General features: G+C 72.7%; 15 protein-coding genes and 1 pseudogene. 8 read left to right on the forward strand and 8 right to left on the reverse strand.

Annotated elements, in window-relative coordinates; genetic code table 11:
- Nucleotides 1–115: 115 nt before the first annotated feature.
- The 3 genes from ABZ783_RS19130 to ABZ783_RS19140 form a co-directional block, all read right to left on the reverse strand.
- Nucleotides 116–391 carry a hypothetical protein gene (locus ABZ783_RS19130; protein ID WP_357439821.1) on the reverse strand — a complete coding sequence of 92 codons (276 nt, stop codon included), beginning with the start codon at nt 389–391 and terminating at the stop codon, nt 116–118.
- A gap of 247 nt (nt 392–638) precedes the next feature.
- The gene (locus tag ABZ783_RS19135) at nt 639–878 is read right to left on the reverse strand and encodes a DUF397 domain-containing protein (protein ID WP_357439824.1); all 240 of its coding nucleotides are present in this window, start codon (nt 876–878) and stop codon (nt 639–641) included.
- 74 nt (nt 879–952) lie between these two features.
- Nucleotides 953–1,933 carry a helix-turn-helix transcriptional regulator gene (locus ABZ783_RS19140; RefSeq protein WP_357439827.1) on the reverse strand — a complete coding sequence of 327 codons (981 nt, stop codon included), beginning with the start codon at nt 1,931–1,933 and terminating at the stop codon, nt 953–955.
- Nucleotides 1,934–2,157: 224 nt separating this feature from the next.
- Between ABZ783_RS19140 and ABZ783_RS19145 the strand changes: the two genes are divergently transcribed.
- Nucleotides 2,158–3,435: an MFS transporter gene (locus tag ABZ783_RS19145; protein WP_357439830.1), complete on the forward strand. Its 1,278-nt coding sequence runs from the start codon at nt 2,158–2,160 to the stop codon at nt 3,433–3,435.
- Between the two features lie 80 nt (nt 3,436–3,515).
- Here ABZ783_RS19145 and ABZ783_RS19150 read toward each other — a convergent pair whose 3' ends face one another.
- Complete coding sequence (locus ABZ783_RS19150; protein WP_357439833.1) at nt 3,516–3,758, reverse strand: mycoredoxin; 243 nt, start codon at nt 3,756–3,758, stop codon at nt 3,516–3,518.
- An 89-nt stretch (nt 3,759–3,847) separates the two neighbouring features.
- Here ABZ783_RS19150 and ABZ783_RS19155 point away from each other — a divergent pair, with 89 nt between their 5' ends.
- From ABZ783_RS19155 to ABZ783_RS19165, 3 genes are all read left to right on the forward strand, one after another.
- Nucleotides 3,848–6,001 carry an ATP-dependent DNA helicase UvrD2 gene (locus ABZ783_RS19155; protein WP_357439835.1) on the forward strand — a complete coding sequence of 718 codons (2,154 nt, stop codon included), beginning with the start codon at nt 3,848–3,850 and terminating at the stop codon, nt 5,999–6,001.
- A 130-nt stretch (nt 6,002–6,131) separates the two neighbouring features.
- Nucleotides 6,132–6,386: a hypothetical protein gene (locus ABZ783_RS19160; RefSeq protein ID WP_357439837.1), complete on the forward strand. Its 255-nt coding sequence runs from the start codon at nt 6,132–6,134 to the stop codon at nt 6,384–6,386.
- Between the two features lie 133 nt (nt 6,387–6,519).
- Nucleotides 6,520–6,885 carry a WhiB family transcriptional regulator gene (locus ABZ783_RS19165; protein WP_089005380.1) on the forward strand — a complete coding sequence of 122 codons (366 nt, stop codon included), beginning with the start codon at nt 6,520–6,522 and terminating at the stop codon, nt 6,883–6,885.
- 365 nt (nt 6,886–7,250) lie between these two features.
- Here ABZ783_RS19165 and ABZ783_RS19170 read toward each other — a convergent pair whose 3' ends face one another.
- The 3 genes and pseudogenes from ABZ783_RS19170 to ABZ783_RS19180 all read right to left on the reverse strand — a co-directional run bounded on the left by ABZ783_RS19170 (nt 7,251) and on the right by ABZ783_RS19180 (nt 10,090).
- Nucleotides 7,251–8,597 carry an AarF/ABC1/UbiB kinase family protein gene (locus ABZ783_RS19170; protein ID WP_357439839.1) on the reverse strand — a complete coding sequence of 449 codons (1,347 nt, stop codon included), beginning with the start codon at nt 8,595–8,597 and terminating at the stop codon, nt 7,251–7,253.
- Nucleotides 8,598–8,607: 10 nt separating this feature from the next.
- Nucleotides 8,608–9,721 (reverse strand): annotated as a pseudogene (locus tag ABZ783_RS19175) (TOMM precursor leader peptide-binding protein).
- A gap of 201 nt (nt 9,722–9,922) precedes the next feature.
- Nucleotides 9,923–10,090, reverse strand: a complete 168-nt coding sequence (locus ABZ783_RS19180) for a DUF5679 domain-containing protein (protein ID WP_165945332.1) — start codon at nt 10,088–10,090, stop codon at nt 9,923–9,925.
- Between the two features lie 525 nt (nt 10,091–10,615).
- Between ABZ783_RS19180 and ABZ783_RS19185 the strand changes: the two genes are divergently transcribed.
- Together ABZ783_RS19185 and ABZ783_RS19190 are read left to right on the forward strand one after the other, a co-directional pair.
- Nucleotides 10,616–11,146, forward strand: coding sequence for a M48 family metallopeptidase (locus ABZ783_RS19185; RefSeq protein ID WP_357439841.1), 531 nt, complete (start codon nt 10,616–10,618; stop codon nt 11,144–11,146).
- A 184-nt stretch (nt 11,147–11,330) separates the two neighbouring features.
- Nucleotides 11,331–11,978 carry a hypothetical protein gene (locus tag ABZ783_RS19190; RefSeq protein WP_357439844.1) on the forward strand — a complete coding sequence of 216 codons (648 nt, stop codon included), beginning with the start codon at nt 11,331–11,333 and terminating at the stop codon, nt 11,976–11,978.
- 63 nt (nt 11,979–12,041) lie between these two features.
- Here ABZ783_RS19190 and ABZ783_RS19195 read toward each other — a convergent pair whose 3' ends face one another.
- Entirely contained in the window at nt 12,042–13,247 is a 1,206-nt protein-coding gene (locus ABZ783_RS19195) for a zinc-dependent metalloprotease (RefSeq protein ID WP_357440173.1), read from the reverse strand.
- Nucleotides 13,248–13,431: 184 nt separating this feature from the next.
- Between ABZ783_RS19195 and ABZ783_RS19200 the strand changes: the two genes are divergently transcribed.
- Nucleotides 13,432–14,445, forward strand: a complete 1,014-nt coding sequence (locus tag ABZ783_RS19200) for a PDZ domain-containing protein (protein WP_357439846.1) — start codon at nt 13,432–13,434, stop codon at nt 14,443–14,445.
- A gap of 124 nt (nt 14,446–14,569) precedes the next feature.
- Complete coding sequence (locus ABZ783_RS19205; protein WP_357439849.1) at nt 14,570–17,554, forward strand: UPF0182 family protein; 2,985 nt, start codon at nt 14,570–14,572, stop codon at nt 17,552–17,554.
- Nucleotides 17,555–17,570 lie beyond the last annotated feature (16 nt).

The raw sequence follows: 17,570 nt of genomic DNA on the forward strand, positions 1-17,570 counted from the left end.
CCCGGCCCGTGACCGTCGTTGCCGCGGCGGTCACGGGCCGGGAACACGGACCGTCGTGGCCGGGTGAGGCAAGGAACGCGGCGGGGGAGCCGGTCCGACCACGACGGACGTCCGGTCAGGTGCTCGTGGTGTCCCATCGGTACGGGTGTGCCGGGGCCGGGTCCTCGATCGGGAGCACCTTCACCCGGTGCCGCCCGGCGCGTACCGCTCCGACGGACGCCAGCGCCCGGGCCAGCAGCAGGGCGGCGTCCCGGTCCTCGGCGTGGACGACCTGGCGGCGCGGCTCCGGCGCGGTGGTCTCGTCCCGCAGCCGGCCACCGTCGGCCCAGGCGGCCGCGATGTCGATGTCGGCGGCGGCTCGGATCTCGGTGCGGACGATCAGAAACCGCATGGGTGTCCCCCGGATACGGATGGACGGATACGCAATGGAACTTCCACGTCACTCATTCGACATGTTACGCCTGGCGGTCGTCCCAGCAAGTGAAACCCGACTGTCGTTCGCGCACGCCGACCGATCGGCTGACCCCAGGTCAGCACGGTTGTCGGGAGGACGGTGACGTCGGCCCGGGGTGACGTGGCCGGGTGGACAGGCGGCGGGGCCGCCGGCGCGACGCCGACGGCCCCTGGTGTTCGGTGGATCAGTTCAACGAGAACTGCCCGTTCTTCGCACCGGCGATGAAGCCCAGCCAGCCGGCCCGGTTGAACAGCAGCACGGGCCCGCTCCGGTCCTTGCTGTCCCGCAGCGCCACCGCCGCCGGCCCGGTACGCAGCGGCGCGACCTCCACGCAGTTCGAGGTCTGGCTCCGGGTGCTCTTGCGCCAGGGGGCGCCGACGAGCTGCGGCGCGAGGTCGGACGAGTTGTTGCGGATCTCGTTCATGGTTCTGCTCCTGGTCTGGAGTGCTCCGATGGGGACGAGTGGCGCCGCAGGCCGGACGGCGAGGTCCCCGTGGATCACCGGTCCGTCGCCAGGCGCCCCGGGTCGCGGCGGCGTTGGGCCGGCGCCGTTGCCGGCCCGAACGCCACTGTGGACTCGGCCGCCGTATCGGTCAGCCGTCCCGTCGCCTCGATGAGCCAGGAGAGGGTGTCCGATGCGGAGAGCGCCGCCGAGCATAGCCACTCGAACACCACTTTATAGCGATTTAGGGTGTTTACCTCGGTCGACATGACGTCGGTGAACCCACCTTCGATGGCCAACGTCTCCGGATCGAGCGGATCGGCGAACCGGTAGACCGAGAAGGCAGTCGGTGGGAGATACCAGTCGCCGACCCGGGTGTCGCGGAGCAGCAGACGCAGCGTCACGTTCGGCAGCATGGCCAGCTCGCAGAGGTGGACGATCTGCTCGTGCAGCACCTCGGGTGGGCCGGCCCGGCGGCCGAGGGCGGCCTCCTCCAGCACGGCGGTGTAGCGGGGCGCGTCGGGGGAGCGGGTCAGCAGCGACTGGCGGGCCTGCCGGGCGCGTACCTCGGTGTCCGGGTCCTCGGTGTCCGGGTCGCCGGCCTCCGCCGCCACCTGGGTCGCCGAGAGGATCCGGTGCCGGGCGTACCCCGGGGTCTGCAGCAGCCCGGGCACCAGCACCGGGTTGTACTCGGAGATCTCCGCGCAGCCCGCCTCCAGCTCGGCGAAGCCGCGCTGCTGCTGGGTCATCACCGGGAAGTTCCGCAGCCAGCCGCGCATGTCGCCGGCCTCGTGGGTGATCCCCAGCAGTTCCTCGCGCAGCTCGTCGTCGGCGCCGTAGAGGGCCAGCAGGATGTCGACGTCGTCCGGGTCGGGGCGGCTGCGCCCGTTCTCCAGACGGGACAGCTTGGACGCGGAGGCCCAGCCGATCCGCTCGATGACCTGGTCTCCGGTGAGGCCGGCCTGCTCACGCAGCCGGCGCAACTCGGTGCCGAGCCTGCGACGGCGCAGGATCGGGCCTGGTGCGGCAGGAGGCACGGTGCCCTCTTTCCGTCGACCGTCGCGGGCGCGACGGTAACTGTATGGAATTCGCCCCCCACGGTCAGTATGGACGCCGCGGCCGGTGCCGGAGGTCCCGGCGAGGGCGTGTCTCGAGACAAAAAGAGGACCGTGGAGGTGGTCCGACCGGCCCGGACGAGGACGTCCAAGGCCCGGCACCCGCCCCGTCGCGCCTTCGGGCGCACCCCCGCCGGAGGAACCTGATGCGCACCGTCCTGGGCCGCCCCGACTTCCGCCTGCTCTTCGTCGCCGTGCTGGCCAGCATGGCGGCCGAGTCGATCCTGCTGCTGGCCCTCGCCGTCTGGGTGAAGGACCTGACCGGCTCGGACGGCATGGCCGGCGCGACCATCTTCGCGATCATCGCCCCGATGACGCTGGCGCCGCTGGTCGGCTGGTTCGTCGACCGGTACCGTCGCCGGCCCTTCTTCGTGGCCGCCAACCTGGGCGCGGCGGTGCTGCTCAGCCCGCTCTTCGCGGTCCGGGGCCGGGCCGACGTGTGGGTCATCTACGTGGTGGCGGCGCTCTACGGCCTGTCGTACATCACGTTGACCGCGGTGCTGAGCGGGCTGATCCGGCACCTCGTGCCGAGCGAACTGCTGGCCGACGCGAACGCGGTGCTGCAGACCGTCCGGCAGGGCCTTCGGCTGGTCGGTCCGCTGGCCGGGGCCGGGCTGTACGCCGCGGTCGGCGGCTGGCTGCTGGCCGCGCTCGCCATGGCCGGCTTCCTGACCGCCGCAGCCGTCGTCGGCCTGCTCCGGGTCACCGAGGCCCCGCCCTCCGGGGCCGACCTGCGTTGGCCGGCCGAACTGGGTGCCGGGCTGCGACACCTGGCCGGCGAGCCGGCGCTGCGCCGGGCCCTGCTCGGCTACGGGCTGGGTTCGCTGGTGATGGGCTTCACCGAGTCGCTGATCTTCGCGTACGTGGACCAGGGGCTGCGCCGGGAGGTCGCCTTCGTCGGCGTGCTCGTCACCGTGCAGGGGGTCGGCGGGCTGGTCGGCGCGCTCCTCTCGGCGACCGTGGTACGTCGGACCGGCGAGGTGGGGGCCCTCGCCGCCGGGGTGACCCTCTTCGGGCCGGCCGCGCTGGCGCTGGCGTACCCCCGGCTCTGGCTGGGCGTGGTGGCGCTGCTGCTGGCCGGGTTGTCGCTGCCGCTGACCATGGTCGGGCTCAACACGCTGGTCCAGCGGCGTACCCCGCCGGCCCTGCTCGGCCGGGTCGCCGCCGCCTCGGAGGCGCTGGTCAGCGGCCCGCAGGCGGTCTCCATCGGGGCCGGTGCGCTGCTCGTCGGCGTCCTCGACTACCGCCTGCTCTTCGCCCTGGTCGGGATGATCACCATGGCCGCCGGCGCCTACCTCTGGCGCGCCCGCCACCTCAGCCCACCCCCGCCGTCTGCGCCCGCCCGCATCCCTGCCCCGCGCCGCCCGCCGCCGTCCGTCGATCATGAGGTTGCCGTGGCGACACGCCGATCCCGAGACCGCTAACCTCATGATCATCGACGGCTGGCGCGGACGCGGAAGAGCGGCCGGCCCGGGTGGGCGGCCGCTCTTTCCGGGCGGGTGGGTCAGGCGGAGATGGTGGCGAGGTGCTGCTTGACCTGGGTGATGGAGGGGTTGGTGAGCGCGCTGCCGTCGGCGAAGCGCAGGGTCGGGACGGTCTGGTTGCCGCCGTTGACGCCCATCACGAACTCGGCGGCCTTCGCGTCCTGCTCGATGTCGACCACCTCGTACGCGATGCCCTCCCGGTCGAGCTGCGACTTCAGCCGGTGGCAGTAGCCGCACCACGGGGTGGAATACATCGTCAACATGGTCAACTCCTCCAAGGGGTGGCGCGCCCGGTCCAGTCAGGCCAGGCTAATCGCTGCAACATCGCCGGGGGCTGAGATGATTCCTGGCTGTGGCGGTTCACTCAACGGCGGAACGGGTGCTGGCCGGGCTGGATCCGGAGCAGCGGGCCGCGGTGACCGCCCCGGCCGGCCCGGTCTGCATCCTGGCCGGCGCAGGCACCGGCAAGACCCGCGCAGTGACCTCCCGGATCGCGCACCGCGCGCTCACCGGTGACATCGCCGCCCGGCACGTGCTGGCGGTCACCTTCACCGCCCGCGCCGCCGCCGAGATGCGCAGCCGTCTCGCCGTCCTCGGGGTGCCGGGCGTCCAGGCACGCACCTTCCACGCGGCGGCCCTGCGCCAGGTCCGCTACTTCGCCCCCCGGCTGCTCGAGGGGCGCGCCATGCCGGAGCTGATGGAGAGCAAGGTCCGGGTGGTCACCCTGGCCGCCGCCAAGGTCGGCCTGCGCGCCGACCGGACCGCCGCCCGCGACCTCGCCGGCGAGATCGAGTGGGCCAAGTCGTCGCTGGTCGAGCCGGGCGAGTACGTGGTGGCCGCGGCCAAGGCGCTGCGCGAGACCGCGTACGAGCCGGCGAAGGTGGCCGAGGTCTTCGCCGCGTACGAGCGGCTCAAGCGCGGCACCGGGGTGATCGACTTCGAGGACCTGCTGCGCGCCGCCGTCTGGGGGATCGAGGAGCACGCCGACGTCGCCGAGCAGGTCCGCGGCCAGTACCGGCACTTCGTCGTCGACGAGTACCAGGACGTGAACCCGCTCCAGCAACGGCTGCTCGAGGCGTGGCTCGGCGGCCGGGACGACCTCACCGTGGTCGGCGACGCCAGCCAGACCATCTACTCGTTCACCGGGGCGACCTCGTCGTACCTGGTCGACTTCCCGCGCCTCCACCGGACCGCCACGGTGGTCCGGCTGGTCCGCGACTACCGTTCCACTCCGCAGGTAGTCGGGCTGGCCAACGCGGTGATCTCGCAAGCCCGGGGCACCGAGGCCCGGCTGCGGCTGGAACTGCACGGCCAGCGCCCGCCGGGCCCCGAACCCGACTTGCGGATCTTCACGGACGAGCCGGCCGAGGCCAACGCGGTCGCCGCCCGCTGCCGGGCGCTGATCGCCGGCGGCACTCCGGCCCGGGAGATCGCGGTGCTGTTCCGCACCAACGCGCAGTCCGAGGCGTACGAGAAGGCGCTCACCGAGGCGCAGGTGCCGTACGTGGTGCAGGGGGCCGAGCGGTTCTTCGAGCGGCCCGAGGTCCGGCAGGCGATGGTGGCGCTGCGCGCCGCCACCCGGTCGATCCCGGGGGAGACCCCGCTGCCGGCGGCCGTGATGGAAGGGCTCGCCGCGGTGGGCTGGGCGCCCGACGCACCCCCGGCCGGCGGTGCCGCGCGTGAGCGGTGGGAGGCGCTCGCCGCCCTGGTCCAGCTCGCCGAAGAGTACGCGGCGACCCCCGAGGTGGTGCCGGTCGGCGAGGCCGCCGCCATCGAGCGCCCGGTGACCCTGGCCGATTTCACCGAGGAACTGGCCCGACGGTCGGCCCAGCAGCACGTACCCACCGTGGAGGGGGTGACGCTCGCCTCCCTGCACTCCGCCAAGGGGCTGGAGTGGGACGCGGTCTTCCTGGTCGGGCTCGCCGAGGGCACCCTCCCCACCACGTACGCGAAGACCCCGGAGCAGGTCGAGGAGGAGCGGCGGCTGCTCTACGTCGGGATCACCCGGGCCCGGGAGTGGCTCTGGTTGTCGTACGCCGCGGCTCGCTCGCCGGGCGGTCGGGCCCGGCGGCCCTGCCGGTTCCTGCCGCAGCTCGACCGCTCGGGGGGCACCGAGCGGGCCGGCGCCGGCGCGGCCCGGCGCACCGAGCGGCGGCGCGCCCAGGTGGTCTCCTGCCGGATCTGCGGTGCCACCCTGCTCGCCGGGGCGGACCGCAAGCTGGGCCGCTGCCCCACCTGCCCGTCCGACCTCGACCAGGAACTGTACGAGCGGCTGCGCGAGTGGCGGCAGCGGGTGGCCGAGGCGCAGAAGGTGCCGGCGTACGTCGTCTTCACCGACGCCACGCTCACCGCGCTGGCCGAGCGGAGGCCGGGACGCAGCGAGGAACTGATCGCGATCGCCGGGATCGGCCCCCGCAAACTGGGACTTTACGGCGATACGGTGCTGGCCCTGGTGGGGGGCGCGGCGGTGGACGATGTCTGCCCGCAGAAAAGTTTCGAAATCTAGCCGTAAATCGTTTGCCCTCGCCCCGAGGCGAGGAATAGCCTCAGGACACACCTCGCGAGCGGCGCCATTCCGGCTGCTCACGGGGGGCGAGTCCATAGTCGGCACGAGGAAAGTCAGGGAGGTGGCATCAATGGAGACCTACATCTACGAGCGTCCGCTGGCGATGCCAGTTGCCTGCGCTCCGCTGTCGGCTGTCCGGGTGGCCCTTGCCGCTCGACCGTCGGTCCCGCAGGTGCACCAGGTCCAGGTTCAGGCCGAGCTGAACCTGACCGTTGCGCCGCTGGCGGGGATCGAGGGGACCAGTGGCTTCACGGGCATGGGCATCGATGGCGCCAAGAAGCGCACGGATGTCCGCGGTGTTCCACCTCGAGGTAGACCGGTCTGATCCATCAGACCACCGGCTCACCTCGAGGCCGCGGAACCCGCACAAGGGATCCGCGGCCTCAGTGTTTTTGCACCGCCGAAGTACGTCGGAAATGCGATCCACGAGATCGAAGTGAGAGAGAGGTGACCGGAGGATGAGTCTGGCGTTGGCCCCGCTCGACGTGAGCGTCGAGGTGGAGGCGAACCTGCCCTGCCGGAAGTTCGACCCCGACCTGTGGTTCTCCGACTCGCCCACCGAGCTCGAGCTGGCCAAGTCGCTCTGCGGGGACTGCCCGCTGCGCGTCGAGTGCCTGGCCGGTGCGGTGGAGCGGGCCGAGCCCTGGGGCGTCTGGGGCGGCGAGATCTTCGAGCGTGGCGCGGTCGTCCCGCGTAAGCGGCCCCGTGGCCGTCCGCGCAAGGAGGACCTCGCCCGCGACGCGCAGCTCCGGGTCGAGGCCGAGGCGCGACTGGCGGCCAGTGGGCTGTCCGAGTCGCGTAACGCGGTCCGGCTGGCGGCCTGACACACCCCGTTCCATACGTCCCGCCGGTGAGCCCACCGGCCGCGAGAAAGACGAAACCGATGCTGCACCTGCCGAACGGAACCGAGATGCAACTACTTCACGAAGCGTTGTCCCGGGCTCGAATGCCCCGGCCTCAGGCCGGTCGCACCACCACGAGCACTGAGGCAGCCCGTTCCGCCCGTACCGTCGCGATGAAGAGCCGGCGCCAGTCGGCTCGTGACCTGGGCGTTCTCTAGATCCCTACCCACCTGCACGGGGGCGGCGGCCGGATGGCCGCCGCCCCCGTGGCGTGCCTGTGGACGGCCGCCGCGCTCGGCCCACCGAGGTGGCACAGGCGGGGCCGCGCCTGCGGGCGGCCGCCGCGCTCAGCCCACCGGGGCGAAGCCGGGCAGCCAGCGCTCCAGGATCGCCCGGTAGGGCGCCTTCGCCTCCAACTGGCAGAGCACCCCGATCGAGCCCAGCGTGACCCGGTGGATCATCAGGTACGACGGGGGCAGGTTGAGCTGGCGACTGAGCTGGTAGGCCGGCGAGCGGGGGTTGGCCAGGCGGGCCGCCTCGGACCGCAGCCAGGCCCGGGTGAACCGGAACTCCTCGGCGGCGATCGGCTCCAGCATCGGGCGGAGGAAGTCGAGCACCTCCTCGGCGTCGATCGGCTCGGTCGGGCTGACGAAGCCCTCCTTCCGCAGCCCGGCCACCACCGCCTCGGCGTCGCCGCGCAGCGCCAGCGCGGCGATCCGGCCGATCGGCTCGGGGGTGCCGTCCGGCATCCGGGCCACCGCGCCGAAGTCGATCACGCCGAGCCGGCCGTCCGGGAGCAGCCGGAAGTTGCCCGGGTGCGGGTCGGCGTGCAGCAGCCCGGCCCGCATCGGCGCGGACAGGTGCAGCTCGGCCATCAGCCGCCCCGCCTCGTCGCGCTGCTCCTCGGTGCCCTCCCGGATGATCGCCGCCAGTGGCGTGCCCTCGATCCACTCGGTGATCAGCACCCGGGGTGAGGCGTCCAGCACCCCGGGGATGTAGATGTCCGGATCGTCGGCGTACGCCGCGGCGAAGGCGCGCTGCGACTCGGCCTCCAGCTCGTAGTCCAGCTCCTCGGTGATCCGCTCCCGCAGCTCGACCAGGAGCGGCTTGACGTCCAGCCCCGGCTGGATCGCGCGGAACATGCCGCCCAGCCGGGAGAGCTGCTTCAGGTCGGCGAGCAGGGCGTCGCCGGCGCCCGGGTACTGGATCTTCACGGCCACGTCCCGGTGGTTCGGGGCGCCGTTCGGGCCGTATCCCGGGTCCCGCCAGACCGCGCGGTGCACCTGGCCGATGCTGGCCGCGGCGGCCGGGGTGTCGTTGAATTCCACGAACCGCTCCCGCCAGCCCGGGCCGAGCTGCTCGGCGAGCACCTTGTGCACGGTGGCCGCGGGGAGCGGCGGGGCGGCCTCCTGGAGCTTTGTGAGCGCCTGCCGGTAGGGGCCGGCGATCTCCTCCGGCAGCGCCGCCTCGAAGACCGACAGGGCCTGGCCGAACTTCATCGCCCCGCCCTTGAGCTGCCCGAGCACGCTGAACAGCTGCTCGGCGGTGCGTTGCTGGATCTCGGCGGAGATGACCTCGGACGCGAGCCCGGTGACTCGCTTGCCCATGCCGAGGACGGTCCGGCCGGCGAAGCCGAGTGGCAGGGCGGCGAGCTTGGCGGTCCGGGACACGGCCCGGCGCGGGATGTCGGTCACCCGGTCATTGTTACCGACTCGACGGGCCTGCTGCTGCTACGAAGCCGGTACCGGTGGGGCTGACCCGGATTGGGCGACGCCCGGAACAGCCGCAGGACGGGTGCGGCGGCCACTGGCGGCGGCGGAACCGGCCGGCTCCGGCGATCTCGACGGCGCAGCCGAGGGTCTCCGGGGTGCCGCCGTCGAGGTGGGCCAGCGCCTCCGCGGCCGCGTACGCCACCGCCGCGAGCCGGGTGGTGGCGGCGCAGGCCCGTTCGGTGCCGTCGGCGGCGAGCTGGGCGGCGAGCGTGGGCCAGTCCGGGTCGCGGTCCACCCGGTGCAGGTCGAGGCAGTTCAGGCAGGGACCCGCCGGCGGGCGCACCAGCGGGCCGACCACCGGCACCCCGCCGCGCAGATCGACCAGGAGGTGGGGCTGGCGGCGCTGAGCGTACCCGGTGGCCAGCACGGACGCCGGCCGGTCCGTGCCGAGCTGGACCACCAGGTCGACGCGGCCCCGGCGGAGCGGCCCGGTCTCCGTGCCCCGGGGCGGACCGGCCCAGCGCCGCGCGGACCGTCGCGGCCAGCGGTCGGCCCACCTCCGCGGCGGCCAGGCCCGTCCCGACCAGATCGCCCGGACGGACCGGGCCGGGCAACTCGGGTACGACGTGCCCGACGCCGGCCTGCGCCAGCGCGACTGCGATCGCGGCGCCGAGCCGGCCGGCGCCGGTGACCAGCACGCGCGCCGCCCGGCGGCGGCGCAGCACCTGGGCCGGGGTGCCGGGCAGTGCGGACGTGGCCAGCGCCAGGGCGTCGGCCTCGCTGGCGAGCCGGGCCCGGGCCGGACCGGCAAGGTCCCGGGGGAGCAGGCTCTGCGCCGCTACGACGAGACCGGCGGCCCGGAGCGTGTCGAGCAGGACGCGCGCCTCGTCCGGCGCGACCCGCGCGGTGGCCGCGTACGCGAGGACGGCACGTTCGCTCCGGGTGCCGTCCAGCAGGTCGAGCAGGCGGGCGGCGCGGGGGTTCGCCACCTCCAGCAGGACGGCCCGGCCGGGCTCGACCCCGAGCTGGAGGGTGTGCCGGTCCCGCCAGAGGCGGGCCAGCCCCGGCAGGAGGGTCGGGCGGGCGAGGGGCGTCGGATCGGCCATGCCACGAATCGTGACCGTGTCCGCGCGTTCCGTCGATCGTTGTCCACAGGTGCGCCGGGCTGTGGCCAGGGCTGTCCACAGAAAAAGCCGGCTTTTCCACAACCGGGCGGTAACCGGTGTCACGCAGCCGACAGTAGGGGCCGAACGGACGCGGGGAGGCGTGGCCGGCCGGCCACCCCTCCCCGCGTTGATCCGTACCGGTCAGACCTTGGCCTTGCCCAGGATGCGGTTCACTGTTGTGCCGCACACCGGGCACTTGCCCTTGGCCATGTTCATGCCGGTCTTGGAGACCTCGATACGCCCCTCGAAGTCCCGCTTCTCCTTGCACTTGACGCAGTAACCGTTGTAGGTCTGGGCCTGGTCGGCCACGGTAGCCCCTCCTCGTCTCGTCCGCCGGACACGCCGTCCCGGCGGGTTCCCCGGCGGCGGGCCACGCGGGGCACCGGCGCTGGGTCGTTCTCTGCGGCCACGCTCATGACCGCTGGTTGGCGGACCCTACCCAGGTCTGGGCGGTTCCATGTCAGCTCAGCATCGACACTGTGAGCTAGTCGACGTCGAGAGTGTGCATGCCGAGTCACGTCCGATAAGTCAGTTCCGCAGGGACACGCCGGGCGAATGCCCTCAGATCACCCTTGGGGCCGCCCCCGCGCGACGCCCGTCCGTAGATCACTTAACGTGTGCGGGGGCGGGCAGGTGACGGGCGTGGCCCGGCCCGGGTCGCCACGAAGGGTGACCGAGGACCCTTGTCGGGCTGCCGCAAAGATTTTTTTTGGGACTCCTGCCGACCAACCACCATTTTCCGGACGCGTGTCGTCGTGTTGACTCTTGCGGACCCCTGGTCAGTACGCATTAGCTTGCTGTCGTGACAGTCATCCGAGGCTGCGCGGACCGGTAATGGCCGGGACGCGGAAGCCCGTCGTCGAGGTACGGCGCAGTCAGCGCCGGCGACGTACGGTGTCCGCGTACCGGGACGGCGAACGGGTCGTGGTGCTCATCCCCGATCAGTTCTCCCGCGCCGAGGAGAGCGAGTGGGTCGACCGGATGCTGGCCCGGCTCGCCGCGCGCGAGGGCCGGCTCGCCCGCTCCGACGCCGAGCTGCTCGCCCGGGCCACCCGGCTGATCAACCTCTACCTGCCCGAGCACGGTGCCGCGGCGGCACCGGCCAGCGTCCGCTGGGTCACCAACCAGAACGGCCGCTGGGGCTCCTGCACCCCCGCCGACCGCACCATCCGGATCTCCCACCGGATCCAGGACATGCCCGACTGGGTGATCGACTACGTGCTGCTGCACGAGCTGGCGCACCTGATCGTGCCCAGTCACAACGCCGATTTCTGGGCCCTGGTGGGGCGGTACCCGAAGACCGAGCGGGCCCGGGGCTACCTGGAGGGCGTGGCCGCCACCGCCGGCGTCCCCCTCACCGACTGATTCCCGAGGTCGCCCCGGCGAGCGCACCCGCGGTCGGCCTCCCGCCCGGCGACCTGGAGTGCGGTGGCTCCGAGCCGCGGCCGGCGCGACCGCGCGGGCCGAAGCGCGCTCGTCGCGTCGTGACCCGCTCGACCGGGCGCTGGCCGGGCCCGCCGCGGCTCGGGCGGAGGGCTAGGGTCGGAGCGTGGCTCGACGTGTGGTGGTGGCGTTGCTCGCGCCGGTGGGCTGGACGCCGCCAGGGATCGACCCGACCCGCTGGCGTACGGCGCTCGCCGAGGACGTGGTGGACCTGCTCGCCACCCTCAACGAGGTGGAGACCGCGGTGGCTGTGACGCCCGCGGACCGGTGGCTGGCCGACGCCGTGGTGTGGCCCGGCACCGCCGTCCACGAGGTGCCGGAACCCACCGTCAACGCGGTGTTCGCCGCGCTGGCCGGCACCGACCGGCCCACCGCCGCCGATGCCGGGCGGGCCGGCGCCGGGTACGACCAGGCGGCCGTGGTGGCCGCCGACGCGCCCGACGTGCCCGGGCTCACCCTCGGCAAGCTGCTGCGGCCCCTCTCCAGCCGGCCGGTGGCCGTGGCCCCGGTGGAGGGGAGCGGCCCCGGCCTGCTCGGCGTGGCCGCCCGGCTGCCCGTACCGGCATGGCTGCCGGCGGTCGACCTGGCGACGGCCGCGCCGGCCGAGGTGCGCGCCGCCGCCCCGCGCCCGGGGGACGTGGCCGTCACCGCCGGCTGGCGCCGGCTGCGCGGCCCGGCCGACCTGGCCAGCCTCGACCCGGCCTTTGAGGGCTGGGAGGCCACCCGCGCCCTGCTCTCCGGCCAGCCCGGCTGACCCCCCGGACGAGCAAGATCCGCACAACTTCGGTGAAGTTGTGCGGATCTTGGCGGTGTGCGGTCAGGAGGACTTGTCGTCGCCCTCGGCAGGGGGCTGCTCCTCGGGAGCGCCAGGGGCGGTGAAGTCGAAGCTGGCCAACTCCTCGTCCAGGTCGCTGCTGGTCGCGGCGAACGCCTCCGGGTTGGCGAAGTCGTCGTCGGAGGGGAGCAGGTCGGGGTGACCCCAGACCGCGTCCCGGCCGGCGATGCCCCGCTGCTCGGTGAGCGCCGCCCAGAGCACGGTGGCCTCGCGCAGCCGGCGGGGGCGCAGCTCCAGGCCGACCAGGGCGGCGAAGGTCTGCTCGGCCGGCCCGCCCGCGGCCCGGCGCCGGCGGAACGCCTCGCCGAGGCGTACGACGTTGGGCAGCCGCTCGCCGGCGGCGGTGTCGACCACGTGGCACACCCAGCCCTCGACCAGGGCGAGCACGGTCTCCAGCCGGGCCAGGGACGCCTTCTGCGCCGGAGTGTCCTCCGGGGTGAAGATGCCCTCCAGGGCAATCGCCTGCATCGACTCCGGGTCGGTCGGGTCGACCCGACCCATCGCCTCCTCGATGGCCTCCCGGTTGACCCGGATGCCCGCGGCGTAGTTCTCCACCGCGGTGAGCACGTGCCCGCGCAGCCACGGCACGTGCTGGAAGAGCCGCTGGTGGGCGGCCTCGCGCAGGGCGACGTAGAGGCGTACCTCGTCCTCGGGCAGCTCCAGGCCCTCGCCGTACGCCCGGATGTTGGCCGGGATGAGCGCGGCGGTGCCGGCCGGGCCGAGCGGCAGGCCGATGTCGCCGGCGGAGAGCACCTCAGCGGCGAGCGAGCCGAGCGCCTGGCCGAGCTGGCCGCCGAAGAGCGCGCCACCCAGCGTGGCGACCATCGACTGCATCGGGCCCAGCTGGGCCCGCGCCTCCGGCGGCACCAGGTCACCCATCGCGCCGACCATCCGGCTGGCCACCGGGTCGCAGAGCTTGCGCCAGACGTCCAGGGTCTTGTAGATCCACTCGTTGCGGTTCCAGGCGACCGACGCCCGGATGCCGGAGGGCCACGAGGTGGCCGGCTCCAGCCAGAGGTCGGCGATGCGCAGCGCCTCCTCCACCGCGTTGCGTTCGAACGGCGAGACCGCCGGGTCGCCGGTGGCGGCGAGCTGGCTCGCGGCCACCTGCCGGGCGAGGTCCCAGTTGACCGGTCCGCTGCCCGGCGCCGACAGCAGGTGCTGCAACTGCGCCATGAACTGCTGCATCTGCGCGGGATCGTTGGGGTCTGGTGGTTGCCCACCCGGGAGCGCGAATCCGAACGGAATATCAGGCACGAGGTCTACGGTACGCGTGCCTTGCCGCAGGTCGCGCCCGCTGGCGTTGCGCTGAGGGCGAAGTCCGTTGGTCGCTGCGCCGGACGCCCGCGCCCGGATCGGTACGCTCTGCCGCATGAGACGTCGCGGCGTGACCGTACTCCTCGGTGCACTGCTCACCGCCCTGCTCAGCGTCGGGGTGCTGAGCGTGCCCATCCCGTACGTGGTGCTCGGTCCCGGCCCGACGGTCAACACCCTCGGCGCCGAGGACGGCAAGGAGATCATCCAGGTCACCGGGCGGCCGACGTCCACCTCCGCCGGGCAGTTGCGGCTCACCACGGTCGGGGTGCAGCCCACCGTCCGGCTCCGTTCGGCGTTGGCCGGCTGGTTCTCCAGGGACGAGGCGGTGGTGCCGCGCGAGCTGGTCTATCCGCCGGGCGAGTCGCAGCAGGAGATCGAGAAGCGCAACGTGGAGGACTTCCAGAACTCGCAGACCAGCGCCGAGACGGCGGCCCTGCGCAAGCTGGGCTACCCGATCGAGGTGCTGGTGAAGGGGGTCACGGCCGGTGGGCCGTCGGTCGGCGTGCTCCGGCCCGGCGACGTGCTCACCTCGGTCGACGGCCAGCAGGTGACCAGCGCGGCCAAGCTCACCGAGCTGATCCGGGCCAAGCCGGCCGGCAGCGCGCTGAAGATCGGGTACGTTCGCGACGGGGTGACCGCCACCGCCGCGGTGACCAGCCGGGAGCAGGACGGCCGGCCGCGGATCGGCATCGAGATCGACCAGCAGCAGCCGCACCCGTTCACCCTCAAGATCGACCTCGCGGACATCGGCGGCCCGAGCGCCGGGCTGATGTTCGCCCTGGGCATCGTGGACAAGCTGGAGCCGGCGGACCTGACCGGCGGGAAGATCATCGCCGGCACCGGCACCATCGACGACGAGGGCCGGGTCGGTCCGATCGGCGGCATCGCGCAGAAGCTGGTCGGCGCCAAGGAGGCCGGTGCGAAGGTCTTCCTGGTGCCCGCCGACAACTGCGCGGAGGCGGTCCGCAACCCGCAGCCCGACCTGCCGCTGCTCCGGGTGGCGTCGCTCGACGACGCGCTGAAGGCGCTGGAGACGCTCCGCGCTGGAGGGCAGCCGACCCGCTGCTGACCCGGCTCCGGCGGCCCGCGCGGGGATCGTGGCGTGACCTTGACCCGACGTATTCAGGAACACCCCGTACTCTGGGTGCCTGGTCGGAGCCGATCACATCGAGCGTGCGGAGCCAACAGTGGTCATGCGTAGCAGTCCCCTGCCGAGGATGAGCCGGCGCGGACGCGCCACCATCGGGGTCCTGATCGGGGTGTTCGTGCTCTTCACCCTGCTCGGGTGGGGAGTCAACGCCTGGACGGACTGGCTCTGGTTCGAGGAGGTCCGCTACACCCAGATCTTCACCGGGGTGCTCGGCACCCGGCTGCTGCTCTTCCTGGTGATCGGGCTCGGCATGGCGCTGATCGTCGCCGGCAACCTCTGGCTGGGATACCGGCTGCGGCCCCAGCTGCGCCCGCACTCCGCCGAGCAGGCCACCCTGGAGCGGTACCGGATGCTGCTGAGCCCCCGGCTCGGCACCTGGATCGCGCTGGTCTCCGCCGTCATCGGGCTCTTCGCCGGGCTGTCCGCGCAGAGCCGGTGGAGCCAGTGGCTGCTGTTCCGCAACGGCGGGAGCTTCGGCGTCAAGGACCCGGAGTTCGGCGTCGACATCGGCTTCTACGTCTTCCAGCTGCCGTTCTGGCGCTACCTGCTCGGCGTCGGCTTCACCGCGGTGGTGCTCGCCCTGCTCGGTGCCCTGGCCATGCACTACGTCTTCGGCGGGGTGCGGCTGCAGGGCATCGGCGACCGGATGACCAATGGCGCGCGCGCCCACCTGAGCACGCTGGTCGCGGTCTTCGTCCTGCTCAAGGCGGTCGCGTACGTGCTGGACCGGCGGGCGATGCTGCTGGAGTACAACGAGGGCGCCAAGCTCTACGGCGCCGGCTACGCCGACGTGAACGCGCTGCTCCCGGCGAAGGAGATCCTGGCCTACATCTCGGTCGTGGTGGCCATCGCGATCATCGTGTTCTCCAACGCGGTGATGCGGAACCTGGTCTGGCCCGGCATCTCGCTCGCCCTGCTCGGCGTCTCGGCGGTGGCGATCGGCGGCATCTACCCGTGGGCGGTGCAGACCTTCGAGGTGAAGCCGAGCGCCCGGGACAAGGAGGCGCCCTACATCGAGCGCAGCATCGAGGCGACCCGGGCCGCGTACGGGCTGACCGGGACCAAGTCCGCCGGGTACGCGGCGAGCAACCTCACCCCGCCACCCAGCCTGGCCACCGACACCTCGGTGGTGGGGAACGCCCGGCTGCTCGACCCGCAACTGGTCTCCGAGACGTACACCCAGCTGCAGCAGGTGCGTGGCTTCTACGACTTCGGCCCGAAGCTGGACATCGACCGGTACGCCGTGGACGGCAAGACCTCGGACTACGTGGTCGGCGTCCGAGAGATCAACTATGACGAGCTGACCCCGCAGCAGAGCAACTGGATCAACCGGCACACCGTCTACACCCACGGCTACGGACTGGTGGCCGCCCCGGCCAACCAGGTGGTCTGCGGCGGCCAGCCGTACTTCGTCTCCGGCTTCCTCGGTGACTCCGGCAAGGAGGCCCAGGGCTGTGCGTCCGCGACCGAGCAGATCCAGGCCAAGCAGCCGCGGATCTACTACGGCGAGCGGATGAAGGCGGACGACTACGCCATCGTCGGGCAGACCGGGGAGCGCAACGTCGAGTTCGACCGCCCGACCTCGAGCGGGGGCGAGCAGTACTACACCTACACCGGCGAGGGCGGCGTCAAGATCGGCTCGTTCACCCGCCGGCTGCTCTACGCGATCAAGGAGCAGGAGTCGAACTTCCTCCTCTCCGAGGCGGTGAACCAGGACTCCAAGCTGCTCTACGTCCGCAACCCGCGGGACCGGGTGGAGAAGGTCGCGCCGTTCCTCACCCTGGACGGCGACCCGTACCCGGCGGTGGTGAACGGCCGGGTCCTGTGGATCGTGGACGGCTACACCACGGCCGCGACCTACCCGTACGCGGAGCGGGTCAACCTGCAGGCCGAGACGGCGGACGAGCTGACCGGCCGGGGCACGTTCCAGCTCGCCCGGGAGAACGTCAACTACATCCGCAACTCGGTCAAGGCGACCGTCGACGCGTACGACGGCACGGTCAAGCTCTACGCGTTCGACGAGACCGACCCGGTGCTCAAGGCGTGGAACAAGGCGTTCGGCGGCGAGCTGGTGCTGCCGAAGGGCGACATCCCGGCGGAGTTGGCCGAGCACTTCCGCTACCCGGCGGACCTGTTCAAGGTGCAGCGGAACCTGCTCACCAAGTTCCACGTCACCGATCCGGGCGACTTCTATTCCGGGCAGGACTTCTGGCAGGTGCCGAACGTGCCGGACGCGCCGGACAGTGGGCAGAAGCAGCCGCCGTACTACCTGTTCACCCAGTTCCCGGGGCAGGAGGCGCCGCGGTTCCAGCTCACCTCCGCGGTCACCCCGAACGGCCGGCAGAACCTGGCCGCGCTGATCTCCGGGTCGTACGTCGACGGCCAGCCGAGGCTGGAGATGCTGGAGCTGCCGGACCAGACCCGGATCTCCGGGCCGGTCCAGGTGCACCAGCAGATGAGCAACAACGGCGACATTCGGCAGCAGCTCAACCTGCTCTCCTCCAACCAGGCGCAGGTGCAGTACGGCAACCTGCTCTCGCTGCCCTTCGCCGACGGCATGCTCTACGTCGAGCCGGTCTATGTGAAGAGCAGCAACCAGGACGCGTACCCGCTCCTGCAGAAGGTGCTGCTCTCGTACGGCGACGGCGGCTCGTACGTGGTGCTGGCGAACAACCTCACGGACGGCATCAAGCAGCTCGTCGAGCAGGGCAAACGGGCGCCCGGGGCCACGCCGCCCAGCACCGGCGGCAACCCGCCGACGGGTGGCGGCACCAGCCCGCCGGTGCTCACCGGCGCGCTGGCCGAGGCCGCCGGCAAGGTGCAGAGCGCCATCGCCGAGGTCAAGGCCGCCCAGGCGTCCGGCGACTTCGAGCGGTACGGGCGGGCCCTGAAGGCGCTGGACGAGGCGATGACGGCGTTCCAGGAGGCGCAGGTGGCGGCCAACCCGTCGCCCGCCCCGTCGGCCAGCGGCAGCCCGTCCGCGTCGCCGCCGGCCGCACCCTCGTCCTCACCGTCAGCGAACGGCTGACGCCGGCCCGACCAGC

The sequence above is a fragment of the Micromonospora sp. NPDC047738 genome, assembly GCF_040642675.1.
In the GTDB taxonomy this organism is placed as follows: Bacteria; Actinomycetota; Actinomycetes; order Mycobacteriales; family Micromonosporaceae; genus Micromonospora.

Bases quoted from the DNA above. Each gene is read 5' to 3' on its own strand.
- ABZ783_RS19130 (WP_357439821.1), bottom strand. From the start codon at position 391: ATGCGGTTTCTGATCGTCCGCACCGAGATCCGAGCCGCCGCCGACATC.
- ABZ783_RS19135 (WP_357439824.1), bottom strand. From the start codon at position 878: ATGAACGAGATCCGCAACAACTCGTCCGACCTCGCGCCGCAGCTCGTC.
- ABZ783_RS19145 (WP_357439830.1), top strand. From the start codon at position 2,158: ATGCGCACCGTCCTGGGCCGCCCCGACTTCCGCCTGCTCTTCGTCGCC.
- ABZ783_RS19150 (WP_357439833.1), bottom strand. From the start codon at position 3,758: ATGTTGACGATGTATTCCACCCCGTGGTGCGGCTACTGCCACCGGCTG.
- ABZ783_RS19160 (WP_357439837.1), top strand. From the start codon at position 6,132: ATGGAGACCTACATCTACGAGCGTCCGCTGGCGATGCCAGTTGCCTGC.
- ABZ783_RS19165 (WP_089005380.1), top strand. From the start codon at position 6,520: ATGAGTCTGGCGTTGGCCCCGCTCGACGTGAGCGTCGAGGTGGAGGCG.
- ABZ783_RS19185 (WP_357439841.1), top strand. From the start codon at position 10,616: ATGGCCGGGACGCGGAAGCCCGTCGTCGAGGTACGGCGCAGTCAGCGC.
- ABZ783_RS19195 (WP_357440173.1), bottom strand. From the start codon at position 13,247: ATGCAGCAGTTCATGGCGCAGTTGCAGCACCTGCTGTCGGCGCCGGGC.
- ABZ783_RS19200 (WP_357439846.1), top strand. From the start codon at position 13,432: ATGAGACGTCGCGGCGTGACCGTACTCCTCGGTGCACTGCTCACCGCC.
- ABZ783_RS19205 (WP_357439849.1), top strand. From the start codon at position 14,570: ATGCGTAGCAGTCCCCTGCCGAGGATGAGCCGGCGCGGACGCGCCACC.